This is a genomic window from Pseudomonas prosekii, from assembly GCF_900105155.1.
In the GTDB taxonomy this organism is placed as follows: Bacteria; Pseudomonadota; Gammaproteobacteria; order Pseudomonadales; family Pseudomonadaceae; genus Aquipseudomonas; species Aquipseudomonas prosekii.
In genome coordinates, this window is record NZ_LT629762.1 from 5,906,662 (window position 1) to 5,920,351 (window position 13,690).

At 59.2% G+C, this 13,690-nt stretch carries 12 protein-coding genes; 4 read left to right on the forward strand and 8 right to left on the reverse strand.

The window, feature by feature from the left end; genetic code table 11:
* Nucleotides 1–114 precede the first annotated feature (114 nt).
* The 3 genes from BLU01_RS26605 (at nucleotide 115) to BLU01_RS26615 (ending at nucleotide 3,224) form a co-directional block, all read left to right on the forward strand.
* Entirely contained in the window at nucleotides 115–2,037 is a 1,923-nt protein-coding gene (locus BLU01_RS26605) for a hybrid sensor histidine kinase/response regulator (protein WP_092281100.1), read from the forward strand.
* Between the two features lie 83 nt (nucleotides 2,038–2,120).
* The gene (locus tag BLU01_RS26610; protein WP_092281102.1) at nucleotides 2,121–2,636 is read left to right on the forward strand and encodes a cupin domain-containing protein; all 516 of its coding nucleotides are present in this window, start codon (nucleotides 2,121–2,123) and stop codon (nucleotides 2,634–2,636) included.
* Between the two features lie 63 nt (nucleotides 2,637–2,699).
* On the forward strand, nucleotides 2,700–3,224 hold the full coding sequence (locus BLU01_RS26615) for a hypothetical protein (RefSeq protein WP_371918700.1): 525 nt from the start codon (nucleotides 2,700–2,702) through the stop codon (nucleotides 3,222–3,224).
* Nucleotides 3,225–3,266: 42 nt separating this feature from the next.
* Here BLU01_RS26615 and BLU01_RS26620 read toward each other — a convergent pair whose 3' ends face one another.
* From BLU01_RS26620 to BLU01_RS26655, 8 genes are all read right to left on the reverse strand, one after another.
* Nucleotides 3,267–3,743 (reverse strand): hemerythrin domain-containing protein, encoded by a 477-nt coding sequence (locus BLU01_RS26620; RefSeq protein WP_092281106.1) that lies wholly within the window; start codon nucleotides 3,741–3,743, stop codon nucleotides 3,267–3,269.
* A gap of 274 nt (nucleotides 3,744–4,017) precedes the next feature.
* The gene (locus BLU01_RS26625) at nucleotides 4,018–4,434 is read right to left on the reverse strand and encodes a hypothetical protein (protein WP_231987116.1); all 417 of its coding nucleotides are present in this window, start codon (nucleotides 4,432–4,434) and stop codon (nucleotides 4,018–4,020) included.
* A gap of 22 nt (nucleotides 4,435–4,456) precedes the next feature.
* Nucleotides 4,457–5,803, reverse strand: a complete 1,347-nt coding sequence (locus tag BLU01_RS26630; protein WP_092281110.1) for a cation:proton antiporter — start codon at nucleotides 5,801–5,803, stop codon at nucleotides 4,457–4,459.
* 34 nt (nucleotides 5,804–5,837) lie between these two features.
* A complete protein-coding gene (locus tag BLU01_RS26635; protein WP_092281112.1) occupies nucleotides 5,838–6,449 on the reverse strand; it encodes a Yip1 family protein in 612 nt (203 codons plus the stop codon).
* An 81-nt stretch (nucleotides 6,450–6,530) separates the two neighbouring features.
* Nucleotides 6,531–7,388, reverse strand: coding sequence for an SDR family oxidoreductase (locus BLU01_RS26640; RefSeq protein ID WP_092281114.1), 858 nt, complete (start codon nucleotides 7,386–7,388; stop codon nucleotides 6,531–6,533).
* A gap of 505 nt (nucleotides 7,389–7,893) precedes the next feature.
* Nucleotides 7,894–9,042 (reverse strand): MalY/PatB family protein, encoded by a 1,149-nt coding sequence (locus tag BLU01_RS26645; RefSeq protein WP_092281116.1) that lies wholly within the window; start codon nucleotides 9,040–9,042, stop codon nucleotides 7,894–7,896.
* A gap of 184 nt (nucleotides 9,043–9,226) precedes the next feature.
* Nucleotides 9,227–10,546, reverse strand: a complete 1,320-nt coding sequence (locus BLU01_RS26650) for an OprD family porin (protein ID WP_092281118.1) — start codon at nucleotides 10,544–10,546, stop codon at nucleotides 9,227–9,229.
* A gap of 123 nt (nucleotides 10,547–10,669) precedes the next feature.
* A complete protein-coding gene (locus tag BLU01_RS26655) occupies nucleotides 10,670–11,338 on the reverse strand; it encodes an MliC family protein (protein WP_092281120.1) in 669 nt (222 codons plus the stop codon).
* Between the two features lie 245 nt (nucleotides 11,339–11,583).
* Here BLU01_RS26655 and treS point away from each other — a divergent pair, with 245 nt between their 5' ends.
* The gene (treS, locus tag BLU01_RS26660) at nucleotides 11,584–13,650 is read left to right on the forward strand and encodes a maltose alpha-D-glucosyltransferase (RefSeq protein ID WP_092281122.1); all 2,067 of its coding nucleotides are present in this window, start codon (nucleotides 11,584–11,586) and stop codon (nucleotides 13,648–13,650) included.
* Nucleotides 13,651–13,690: the final 40 nt, after the last annotated feature.

The window sequence follows — 13,690 nt, forward strand, 5'->3', positions numbered from 1 at the left end:
GCCAGTTTTGCTGTGACCCTCGCGCCATCCGAGACTTCCAAGGCCTGAATTTGTATCTTTTCAAATGTGCGGTTTATCGCATACTTCGTGAAACAAAAAAGTCGGGATGGATCAATGAGCGGTGATCGGACAAAAACCAGTGCTATCGAGGACAGCCGATTTCGACTGTTGATCGATGCTGTGGTGGATTACGCGATCTACATGATCGACCCCGATGGCATCATCACCAGTTGGAACGCCGGGGCCAGACGCTTCAAGGGCTACGAGGAAGCGGAGATTCTCGGCGAGCATTTCTCGCGGTTTTATACCGAGCCCGATCGGCTTGCCGGGTTACCGCAGCGCGCGCTCGACACTGCGCGCAATGAAGGGCGTTTTGAGGGTGAAGGCTGGCGCGTGCGCAAGGACGGCACACACTTCTGGTCTCACGTGGTCATCGACCCGATTCTTGATTCGTCGGGCGTATTGCTGGGTTACGCGAAGATCACCCGCGACCTTACCGACCGCAAGATGGCCGAAGAAACCCTCAAACAGAGCGAGCAACAGTTTCGCTTGCTGGTGCAGAGCGTCACCGATTACGCCATCTATATGCTCGACGCCAGCGGACGCCTGACCAACTGGAACCTCGGCGCCCAGCGCATCAAGGGCTACCGGCCCGAAGAAGTGATCGGCAAGCACTTCTCGATGTTCTACACCCCCGACGACCGCGAGGCTGGCGAACCGCAACGAGCACTGGAAACCGCCGCGCGCGAAGGCCGCTTCGAAAATAAGGCCTGGCGCCTGCGCAAGGACGGCACGCAGTTTTTCGCGCATGTGGTGGTCGACCCGATCTGGGGCGAAACCGGCACGTTGCTCGGTTTTGCGAAGATTACCCGCGACATCACTGAAGTGACCCAGGCCCAGCACGCGCTGGAGCAAACCCGCGAAGCGTTGTTCCAGGCGCAGAAGATGCAGGCCATCGGTCAGCTCAGCGGCGGCATCGCGCATGACTTCAATAACCTGCTGACAGTGATCCTCGGCAATCTGGAAATCGTCCGCAAACGCGTCGGTGAAGACCCGAAAATCGTGCGTCTGCTGGAAAACGCCACCCAAGGCGCGATGCGCGGCGTGTCCCTGACTCAACGCATGCTCGCGTTCGCCCGGCGCCAGGAGCTGAAAACCGAAGCGGTGGAGATTCCGGCGCTGATTCAGGGGATTACCGGCCTGTTGCGCAGCTCGCTCGGGCCTGCGGTGAAACTGCAAACGCGTTTCGCCGCCGACCTCGAACCGGCGGCAGCGGACGTCAATCAACTGGAATTGGCCGTGCTCAATCTCGCGACTAATGCCCGCGACGCAATGCCCGATGGCGGCAGAATTGTCATCGGCGCGCGGACCGAAGCGATCAGCGATCCGGCGATATCCTCGCTGCCGGCCGGTCGTTACGTGTGCCTGAGCGTGGTCGACACCGGCACCGGCATGGACGCGGCGACGCTGGCCTCGGCCACCGATCCGTTCTTCACCACCAAAGGTGTCGGCAAAGGCACGGGCCTGGGGCTGTCGATGGTCCACGGTTTTATCGCGCAACTGGGCGGACGTTTCATCCTTAAAAGTGAGAAAGGCGTCGGCACCACCGCCGAACTGTGGATGCCGGTGGCCACCCCCGGTTCGCTGGCCAAACCGGCCATCAGCTCACCAGCGATGGCGCCGGTGCCGGGGCTTTGCGTGTTGGTGGTGGACGACGACAGTCTGGTCCTGACCAGCACAAGTCTGTTGCTTGAAGACTTGGGCCATCGGGTGATCAGCGCGGCGTCCGGTGCCCAGGCGCTGGAAGTCTTCGGCAAAAGCCCGGCGATTGATCTGGTGATCACCGACATGGCCATGCCGCACATGAACGGCGCGCAACTGGCGCAGGCGATTCGCGGGATCAAACCGCAAGTGCCGATCATCCTCGCCACCGGTTATGCCGACCGCCTCGAAGGTTTTGTCACCGAGCTGCCGCGCCTGTCGAAACCGTTTACCCAACTGCATCTGGTGGAAATCATCGCCCAAGCGATGAAGTGAGCGCTGACGGTTCTGTTTGAATTTTCCTTGGCCCGCCGGCTCAGAGCTTTATAAGCGCTTTAACGGCCAAGGAGAATCCAGCCATGAGCACATCGCCAGTCACGCTGCCGCAGCAATTGTTTTTCAAGGACGACGGACAAATCCCCAACAGTCCGTTGCCGGTGTTGTTTTATCACCAGGTGCAACTGGACGGTGCCGATAAAGCAGCGGCGTTCGAAGCGCTGTTCAGCGCCAACCAATGGCCGGCGCAATGGCGCGCACAGGTGTTTGATTACCACCATTACCATTCCAACGCGCATGAAGTGTTGGGCGTGATCAGTGGTCAGGCGCGCCTGATGCTTGGCGGCCCGGCGGGCATGGAGTTGGAAGTCGAGGAGGGCGATGTGCTGGTGTTGCCGGCCGGCACCGGGCATTGCTGCCTTGAACAGAGTGAGGATTTCCTCGTGGTCGGCGGTTATCCGCAAGGGCAGGAAAACTACGATATCCAACGCCCGGACACCGCGAGCCATGACGACAGCGTTGCGCGGATTGCCGACGTTGCACGACCGCCGGCGGATCCGGTGCATGGCAAGGACGGGCCATTACCGGGGCTTTGGTAATCCCGGCTGAACTTTGCCTGCGCCGGGCTCGTCTAACTGCTTTCCACTGTATGCGTGACTGCCGTGCCAAGAATATTGATGGACACCGTGGCCGGGGAGGCCCTGACCGAACACAACGCGAAGATGTTCGGTTCGCCAAAGGAACGCCTGGATTTCTATCGTCGGGAAATTCAGTACGAAACCACCATCCTGGCCAACCGCACCGACGCTTACCTGACCGCGCAATCGTTTCTGGTGATTGCGTTTGCGTCGTGCATGGCCAACATCAATCCCGAATGGGGCAAATCGTTCACCCTGGTTGTGCCGCCATTTCTGGCGCTGCTCGGCGTACTCAGTTCGCTGAACGCCTGGCCGGGTATTCGCGCCGCTTACGACATCATCGATCACTGGCACTTCAAGCAAAGCCAGTTGCTCGACAGCGAGCCGGTGATGGGTCTGGCTTACGATGAATCGCCGCTGTTCGCCGAAATGGAATCAAGCCACAAGGGCTATCGCAAGTCGCTGCTGTTCTCGGTGCGCACGCCGTGGATTTTTGCGACGTTCTGGATCTTGCTGGGGATTTACGGGGTGTACATCCAACTGACCTGATGGGCAGAGAGGGGGCCGTCGAGCCCCCTCGCCACAGGCTGATCACGCCGCGATATTTGCCGCAGTCATTTCCTTTTTGTACTGCGCTTTTAGCGCTTCCATCTGCTGCCCCAATTCTTCGAGCGCGGCTTTGCCCAAGAGCTTTTTGGCTTGAGGAAACATCTCGGTTTCTTCTTCCTCGATGTGGTGCTCCAGCAGTTCCTTGACCACTTTCACCCGACCGGCAAATTCCGGAGTCGAAGGGTCAGTGACTTTCAAGTCCGGCAGCACTAACGAGTCAACGGTGCGGTGTTCTTCCTTGGCCTCGTAATACATCACTTCTTCTTCCTTGCCACCGGCCTTTTTATAAGCGGGATAGAGCACTTCCTCTTCCAGGCGCGTGTGGATGGTGATTTCCATTTCCAGTTTGTTGATCAACTCCACGCGTTTTTTCACGGCGCGTTCGGTGGAGTCGCTCAATTGGGTGAGGATGGCTTTTACGCGTTCGTGGTCGCCTTTCAACAGGTCAATGGCGTTCATGATGAACCTCATGTCTGGGTCACGGGATAGCGCGGACGATCGAAGTGCCGTCAGTCGCTTACACAGACAAGAGCATTTCCTGTGCCGCATCTAACTCGACAGATAATTCTCTACCGAACAATGAGTTAGAGATTGTGTTGCGAATTCGTGCCGTGCAAGGTGCATGAATTGACGCCGGCACCTATTGCAGATCGCGGCGTTGCAAATGCAAAAAAAATCGGCAACTCAGAGGAGTTGCCGATCTTTGATCTAAGCGCTCGATCCTGCAGTGCAATCACACCCGCGAATCAAACCCTTGGCCAGCCGATTTCGAGGATAGCAACGCTACGTTTTCCATCGATGGCAGCTCTTCTTCAATCAAGCGCAGGTGCTCGATGGCTTCCTCAAACTTCATATCGGCCTTCTGCCGCAACGCCTGATAGTGCGTGAACAACTCAGCGTCCAGCTCGGCTTTTTCCAGCAGTTCAAAAGCTTCGCGACTCAGTTGATGCGCGTCCTCGAACAAATGGCGATTGCATTCGAGGGCGATGTTGCGGCGAGCCTGAGGGTTTACCGGGGCCGAGAAGTACTGCATAGCGTTCACCTTTTCTATCAAGTGAGAGGAGGGAGCCACAACGGCTGCATAGTGTTGTGACTGCCGTTCCCCGGCGGAAATTTCATCCGTTTGCGCCGGGAAATTGGATAGATACATAGGGTGCTATCAGAGCAATGAATCAGGATTTTTGATGACTCAGCCGTTCGTAGCGAGCCAGCATCGGCTGAGTACTGATGCCGTGAATCAGAATACTCAGCGCAACCACGGATAAGGTCAGGTCGGTGCACAGCGTGGCGACCGAGGCCGGCAAATCGTGATTCAAGGCGTAAAACAGGTAGTAAAAACTGCCGATGCCACGAATGCCGAACCAGCCAATCAACGTGCGTTGCCGCCCATCGAGTAACTTGCCCCACGGGATCAACCAAACGCTGAGCGGTCGAATCACGCAAAACAACACGCCGGCAATGATCAATGCACGCCAGTCCCAATGCGCCACCAGCACCACGCCGAGGAGCGTCACCAGGAACACTTCCATGGCGCGCTCGACCAGACTGCCGAAGGCGAGCATGTCGCCCATCATGATGCCGGCCGCGACCTGAGTGTCTTCCAGATGGGCGACGTCGCCGTGCACTGCCGCTTCAGGCTCGACGTTCTGGTGACCGACCACCGGTTGCACCAAATGCTCGGCTGGCGTCTGGTTGCTGCCGGTAGATTTCACTTCGGCCTGACGCAAGCCCAAACCCGCAGCGAACACCGAAAGAAAGCCGTAACCGTGGATCGCTTCCGCCACTACGTAGGCGAGTGCGATCAGTGCCAGCGTCAGGTAATCATTCGGTGAAAAGGTGCTGTCGGCATTGCGGATGCGCATCGACAGGGTCACGCGACCGATGCCGTGGCCCATCCAGTAACCGGTGAGCAAACCGGCAGGCACGGCCCACAACAGACTCTTCAATGCCCATTCGCCAAGCCAAGCGCTGGAATCACCGGTCTGTTGCAGAAACAACAGGCCGAGGATGACAAAGGGGAACGCAACGCCGTCATTCAGGCCGGCTTCACCCGAGAGGCCGAAGCGCACCGAGTCGTAATCCTTGGCATCGTTGACCTGCACCAGCGACGCCAATACCGGGTCGGTCGGCGCCAGAATCGCGCCAATCAGCAACGACGGACCCCACGCCAGCTGAAAACCGAAGTGCAGCAACAGGCACACGCCGGCGATGGTCAACACCATCACTGGCCCAGCCAGGCCGAATGCCACGCGCCATTTGCGCTCTTTGAACGGCAAACGCAGTTTCAGTCCGCAGACGAACAAAGAAAAGAGCACCGCGACTTCCGTCAGGTGCTCCATCCAGACCGATGCATCCTTGATGTCGAGCTTGAGCCAATCCAGGCCCGTCGGCCCGATAGCGATGCCGAGTGCCAGGCACACCGCCGAGGTGGTGACCGGCATCCAGCGTAAATACGACGACGTCAGTGCCAATGTCAGCAACACAGCGCCCAATACCGCTAACCAAATTGTGAAACTCATGCCGGACGCTCGCTGATCAAATGTTTTTGCAAGCTCAACCGACCGTCGCGCGCAGGTACTCAGGCGTGAGCACGTTGAACCACAGCAGAATCATTTCCACCAGCATGGTCACGAGCACCAGCAAACCAACGCCCCAGACACACGCGGAGTTAAGCAAACCTTGTTCCTTGCGTTCATGCATGAACGTCGGCAGGCCAACGAACAGCAGAAACGTTGAATAAACCGAAGCCGCGCCAAGCACGATAATTGCCAGCCATCGGCTCGGGTACAGCCCGCCAATCCCGGCGAGAAAAAACGGCGTCGCGGTGTAAGCCGCAAAACCGATGCATTGATTGAGCGTCGGCCGCGAGTCAAATGCCCGCGACATCCAGCGAATGAACCCGCCCAGCACCGCCACGCCGACGATGATGGTGATGTAGAGCATCACACACAGTTGCAACGCGCTGGCGCTGCTGAGTTTGACCGTCTCGTTTTCGGCCAGGCTCCAGCCGACATACACGGTGCCAATGAACAGGCACACCGGTGGAATCAACGCGAGCAACAGCAAATGTGCGAGGTAGTGGCGGGGATGCGCCTCTTCTTCCTTGCGGATATCCGTCCAGGCGAAGTTGGGCTGGGTGAACAGTTTCAGTAAAGGTGCGGACATGACGACCTCCAGGTTTCCCAAGGCCCGCCGTTGGCGGGCCTGTGTGTAAAGTTGAGTTGTGGAATTGCCGTCAGGTTCAATTTAAAGAATCGGCTTGCCGCCGGTTACGCCATAGCGCTGGCCGGTGATGTAACTGGCTTCGTCGGAGGCCAGCAACACGTAGATCGGCGCGACTTCGACCGGTTGGCCAGGACGACCGAGTGGGGTTTCGGCGCCGAAGTTTTCGACTTCTTCGTCGGGCATGGTCGAGACGATCAGCGGCGTCCAGATCGGGCCGGGCGCAACGCTGTTGACCCGAATGTTCTTCGGCCCGAGGATCTGCGCGAGGCCGCCGGTGAAGTTGGCAATCGCGCCTTTGGTGGTCGCATAAGCCAGCAGGGTCGGCTTGGGCATGTCGGAATTGACCGAACTAGTGTTGATAATCGAGCTGCCGGGCTTCATGTGTTTCAGCGCGGCTTGGCAGATACGGAAAATCGCGGTGATGTTGACGTCGAAGGTCATCACCCATTCTTCGTCGGGGATGTCTTCGAAGTTTTCGTGGGTCATCTGGAATGCGGCGTTGTTGACCAGAATGTCGATGTGGCCGAAGCGTTCGACGGTTTTGTCGACGATGGCCTGACACTGGGCTTTTTGCGCGAGGTCGCCCGGCAGCAGCAGGCATTGGCGCCCGGCCTGTTCGACCCAGCGTGCGGTTTCTTCGGCGTCTTCGTGCTCGTTGAGGTAGGAAATCACCACATCGGCACCCTCACGGGCGAAGGCAATCGCCACCGCACGGCCAATGCCGCTGTCACCGCCAGTGATCAGAGCGATTTTGCCTTCCAAACGGCCAGAACCCTTATAGCTCTGCTCGCCGCAATCCGGGTACGGATCCATCTTCTTCTGCGAACCGGGCACAGCCTGCGCTTGTTTGGCGAAGGGCGGTTTTGGGTAGTCAGTCATCATCGATCTCCATTCTCACAGCAAAAAAAAGGCGAGGGCAGTAGCCGCTCCTGGAGGGTTGACCCCTGCCTTTTGCGATGAGTTCGGTTGGATTTCAGATGAAAACTTGTGCGCTTTTGATCGTGGGAGCTGAGCTTGCTCGCGATAGCGGTGGGTCAGCCACCCTGTGAATCGCCTGACCCACCGCCATCGCGAGCAAGCTCAGCTCCTACGAGGTCGCGGGTGAATCCAGAATTCGGGCACCCCCCAACCCCCTGTAGGAGTGAGCCTGCTCGCGATAGCGGTCGGTCAGCCAACCTGTGAATCGCCTGACACACCGCCTTCGCGAGCAAGCTCAGCTCCTACAAAGTCACGGGTGACTCCAGAATCCAAGCACCCCCTTAATCCCCTGTGGGAGCTGAGCTTGCTCGCGATAGCGGCAGGTCAGGCGCCATCCATGTTGAATGCTGCACCGCCTTCGCGAGCAAGCTCAGCTCCTACAGGTTGGTCGTTTACAGGTTGATGCTCATCGGTTGAGCAAGCTGCGCTGCATGCGGGCGATGCCTTCTTCGAGCAGTGCTCGCGGGCAGCCGAAGTTGAGGCGCACGAATTGTTGGCTGTGATCGCCGAATTCCACGCCCGCGCTCAACCCGACTTTGGCCTGTTCGAGGAAAAACCGCTGCGGATTATCCAAACCCAGCGCCGAGCAATCGAGCCACGCCAAATACGTCCCTTGCGGAACATTGATGGTCACGCCCGGCAACCGGGTGCGCACGGCATCGACAACAAAATCGCGATTGCTTTGCAGATACGTCATCAGCTCGGCCAGCCACGGTCCACCGTCGGCGTACGCCACGCGGGTCGCTTCCAGCCCCAGCGGATTGACGCTGTCCACCAGACCACACCGTGCATGGTTGACCCGCGCCAACAGCGCCGGGTCCTGAATGATCATGAACGCGGTTTTCAGACCGGCGATGTTGAACGCCTTGCTCGCCGACATCAGCGTGATGGTGCGAGCAGCAATTGCCGGGCTCAGCGACGCCACCGGAATGTGCACGCGCCCGTCGTAACACAGCTCGGCGTGGATCTCGTCGGAGATGATCCAGGCGTCCTGCTGCAGACACACATCCGCCACGGCTTGCAGCTCTTCGCGATCAAACACCTTGCCCAGCGGGTTGTGCGGATTGCTCAACAGCAAAGCGCCGCCACCATTCAGTGATTCGCGCAGCGTTTCCAGCGGCGTGGCATACGTGCCGTCCGCCTGCGCATCAAACTCCAGTTCGACCTTGTTCAAGCCCCAATGCCCGGCAGCATGGCGCAGCGGCGGATAGTTCGGCGTTTGCACCACGACGTTTTGCTGCGGCTCCAGCAGCGCATTCAGCGCCATGTTGAAACCCGATTCCACGCCCGGCAGAAACACCAGTTCCTGCGGCAGCACGCGCCAGGCGTATTTGCGCCAGAGGTCAGCGACGATCGCTTCGCGCAGGTTGTCCGGGGCCACGCTGTAGCCGAGCAACGGGTGTTCCAGGCGTTTTTGCAGGGCCTGGATGATCACCGGCGGCGCGGCGAAATCCATGTCGGCGACCCACATCGGCAACACGTCGGCCGGGTAGCGGCTCCATTTGGTACTGCCGGTGGCGTGGCGGTCGAACACCTGGTCGAAATCGAAAGTCATGCGCAGTCTCATAAAGGCAGGATTTATCACGGCCGCCATGATAATCCCCACGCCCCAGGATGGGCAGCCCCGCGTCCCTGTGGGAGCTGAGCTTGCTCGCGAAAGCGCTCTGCCAGTCGATAATCGCCCGAAACTGACCCCGCGCGTTCGCGAGCAACCCCCGCCCCCGAAAATCCGCGTTGCCCTAAAGGTGATTGAAGTTCAGCGGGTACTGGACGACCACGTAGACCCGATCAATATCATCGCCAGCCTGCGCAGTATTGGCCCGATGCGAAACATGGCTCAGTTGCACCGACAATCCCTTCGCCGTCCCCGATTGCATGACGTAGCGCAAATCGATATCGCGCTCCCAATGCTTGCCGCCACGCCCTTGCTGCGGCGCATAGCCACCGCGCTCGTCGTCGAAAGGGTTGTACGCGCCACCCTGCGGCGCCTGGGTGCCATCAATGTTGCGACCGGTCACATAACGGGTCATGAAATTCAGACCAGGAATGCCGAATGCGCCCAAATCCAAGTCATAGCGCGCCTGCCACGACTGCTCGTGGGCACCATTGAAATCAGCGTATTTGATCGAGTTGGCGAGATAAATCGAGTCTCCGCCGACAAAATCAAACGGCGTGTCGCCATCAATCTGCTGAAAACCCAAGGTGAAGCCATGCGCGCCGAAACTGTATTTGCCCGACAAGCTATAAGCCGTATTGTCGATGGCCCCCGCCGTGGCGCGGCCGGTGTCCTGCGTGTGATACAGATTGGCATTGAGAAAAACATCCGATTGCCGCAGATGCAGATTGCCGTAGTACTGACGCCAGGTGTCGCTCAACTCCGACGCATACAGCGCGCCGCCCACCGGACTGTCGGTGAACAGATCAGCGCCGAGAAAGGTAATCGCGCCAGCCTCGGTGTTCGCCCCGTAACCGTAAAAATCGCCCTTGCCCGAGGAACTGTCCTGATTCTTGAACGCGGTAAAACGCCCGGCCACCAGGTTTATCCCGTCGAACTCCCGACTGTTCAGCAGCAATCCACTGGCGTACTCCGGTTGCAGGCGTTTGTCCGAGGTATCGAACACCGGCGTTTCCACGGTCATTTCACCGAACGCCACGGTAGTGCGCGAGGCCCGCAACTTGAGCGCGCCGCCAGCGCTGGAGTAGTTATCGGCGCTGCGGCCATCGTCATTGATCGGCAACAACCCGGTGCCGGAATGGCCCTTGCCGCCATCCAGTTTCAGCCCCAGAAACCCATGAGCATCCAAGCCAACGCCAATCGTGCCTTCGGTGAAACCGGATTCAAAAGCGCCGATAAACCCTTGAGCCCACTCAGCTTTGTAACTCTTGCCGGACGGCGAAGGCGTGCGGTAATCGTTGTTGAGATAGAAGTTGCGCGCCAGTACGTCCAGCGTTGCACCCTCGAAAAAACCTTGAGACGCGGGCGGCGGTTCGTCGGCCAAGGCTTTACTGGCGAGCAGAATCGACAGCCACAAGCAGCGGTTGGGTACGGAAAACATCATCAATCGATCACCACGAGGCAGCGACTGCGCAGGGCAGGCTGACCAGAACTATTCGGGGAAAGTGCAGGACGATGGTGCCGTAGCGGCTACCACAGAAATTGAGCTAGTGTGCTGAGTCGGGCCTCAGCTCACGGGCTCAGCGCTACAACGCATGTCTCCCGCCCCAGGTTTCTGAAAAACCACCGCATCATCACTCTGCCAAAAACTGTAATTCCCCTGCGCATCCTTGCCGGTGTAACGAGTGCCGCTGTCACTCGCCACTTGGCTCAACGTCACCGCGCCGTTCGCCCATTTCAGGTACACCAACCCCGGCTGCATCATGAAAAAACTCGCGGCCACGGCACCGTTCAGTCCATTACAACGAAAAACCACTGGCCCCTCGGTGAGCCGGTAAGGATCCTTGGTTCGCGCAATCGTCGAGCCTTGGCGCAATTGATGCGCGCGCTCGGCGTAACGGCGGATCGCGCACGCCTTGGGGTCGGGATCGGCGCCGCACTGGCTGCGCGCATCGACCCAGAATTGCTGGTCGACGATGATTTTTTTCGGCGGCGGGACCGCGCGCTCGTCTGTCAGCGCCAAGCGGTAGAGGCGAAACACTTCCATGTCCATCTGCTTGAGTTGCGGGTCGCGGCAGATCAGTTTTTCGATGGTGACCTTGGCCAGCGCGCAGTCGAACGTGGTTCTGATCGGCGCGGCAGGCTCGTCGGAAATGCTCGGGCCGGATGCGGCGCCTGCAGTGCTGGCGAACAGGCAGGTAGATAGACAGGTGAAAAGCGCGGTGAGGGTTTTCATGTTGGGTCACCGGGTTGTTGGCTATGCCGGACTATAACGCTGTGGGGGTGAAGTTCCACCTCGAGGTGAATCTTGGGTTGAGGGTGGCGGACAGATTGCCTTCGCGGGCAAGCCTCGCTCCTACCGGAGCCGGATCAGCAATACGATGCAACGAATGGCGTCGCAGGCCCTCATATAAGGACAAGCGGCGCCCGGGATGGAGCGGGGCGGTTGCGTCTTTTACATGACGACAGGTGATTGTTTTTATGACGATGGTCGATAAAAAGCACGTGGAATGGCTGGTCGAGCAATCAATGCTGAACGCCGCACGGCAGCGGGCCAAGCTCTATAGCGGGCAAGGTCGCTTGTGGCAGCAACCCTACGCTCATACCCGGCCCCGCGACGCTTCGGCCCTGTCTTCGGTGTGGTTCACGGCGTACCCGGCGTCGATCATCACCAGCGAAAACGGCACTGTGCTCGAAGCGCTGGGCGATGAAACGCTGTGGCACGCACTGTCGAGAATCGGCATTCAGGGCATTCACAACGGCCCGCTGAAGCGCTCCGGCGGTTTGCAGGGCACCGAACACACGCCGACGATTGATGGCAATTTCGACCGCATCAGCTTCGACATCGACCCGCAACTCGGCACCGAGGCGCAGTTGCAAGCGTTGACGCGAATGGCCGCCGCGCACAACTCGGTGATCATCGATGACGTGATCCCGTCGCACACCGGCAAAGGTGCGGACTTCCGTTTGGCCGAGATGGCCTACGAAGACTATCCGGGTCTGTACCACATGGTCGAAATCCGCGAAGAAGACTGGCCGCTGCTGCCCGACATCGAAGAGGGCCGCGACGCGCACAACCTCAGCCCGCTGCAGGTCGATGCGTTGCGCGACAAGCATTACATCGTCGGCCAGTTGCAACGGGTGATCTTCTTCGAGCCCGGCGTCAAGGAAACCGACTGGAGCGCCACGCCAGTGGTTATCGGCGTCGACGGCAAGCCACGGCGCTGGGTGTACTTGCATTACTTCAAGGAAGGCCAGCCGTCGCTGAACTGGCTCGACCCGACGTTCGCCGCGCAACAGATGATCATTGGCGATGCGCTGCACGCGATTGACGTGATGGGCGCGAAGATCCTGCGCCTCGACGCCAACGGCTTCCTCGGCGTCGAACGCAAACTCGACGGCACCGCGTGGTCGGAAAGCCACCCACTGTCGATCACCGGTAACCAACTGCTCGGCGGCGCGATCCGCAAGGCTGGCGGTTTCAGCTTCCAGGAGCTCAACCTCACCGTCGACGACATCGCCGCGATGTCCCACGGTGGCGCCGACCTGTCTTACGACTTCATCACTCGCCCGGCCTACCAGCACGCGCTGCTGATGGGCGATACCGAATTCCTGCGCCTGATGCTGCGCCAGATGCACACCTTGGGCATCGATCCCGGTTCGCTGATTCACGCGTTGCAGAACCACGACGAACTGACTCTGGAATTGGTGCATTTCTGGACCCTGCATGCGCATGACACCTACCTGTATCAGGGCCAGACCTTCCCCGGCAGCATCCTGCGCGAGCATATCCGCGAGCAGATGTACGAACGCCTCGCCGGTGAGCACGCGCCGTATAACCTGAAATTCGTCACCAACGGCGTGTCCTGCACCACCGCGAGCATCATTACTGCGGCGCTGGGCATTCGTGATCTCGACGCCATCACCGCCGCCGATATCGTGCAAATCCGCCAGATCCACTTGTTGCTGGTGATGTACAACGCCATGCAGCCTGGCGTGTTTGCGCTGTCGGGTTGGGATTTGGTCGGCGCATTGCCGTTGCCGGCCGATCAGGTCGCGCATTTGATGGAGGATGGCGATACGCGCTGGATCCATCGCGGCGCCTACGATCTGGTGGATATGAACCCCGACGCCGAGTTCTCCGCTGGCCAGATGCCACGCCCGAAAACCTTGTACGGCAGCCTGCCGAGCCAGCTCAAGGACCCGGATTCGTTTGCCTCGCAACTGAAGAAAATCCTCGCTGCCCGCCGTGCTTACGACATCGCCGCGAGCCGGCAGATTCTGGTGCCGGACGTCGAGCATCCGGGGCTGCTGATCATGGTTCACGAACTGCCAGCAGGCAAAGGCACACAAATCACCGCGCTGAACTTCGGCTCGACGCCGATCACCGAAACCTTGCACCTGCCTAACATCGCGCCGGGGCCGGTGGTCGACATCATCAACGAGCGGGTTGAAGGTGATTTGACCGATGAGGGTGAATTCACCATTACGCTGGATGCGTATGAAGGGTTGGCGCTGCGAGTGGTCAGTAGTACGCCGATGTTGTAAAGCAAGCGTGTAAGCAAAAAGCCGTAAGCATAAAAATGCG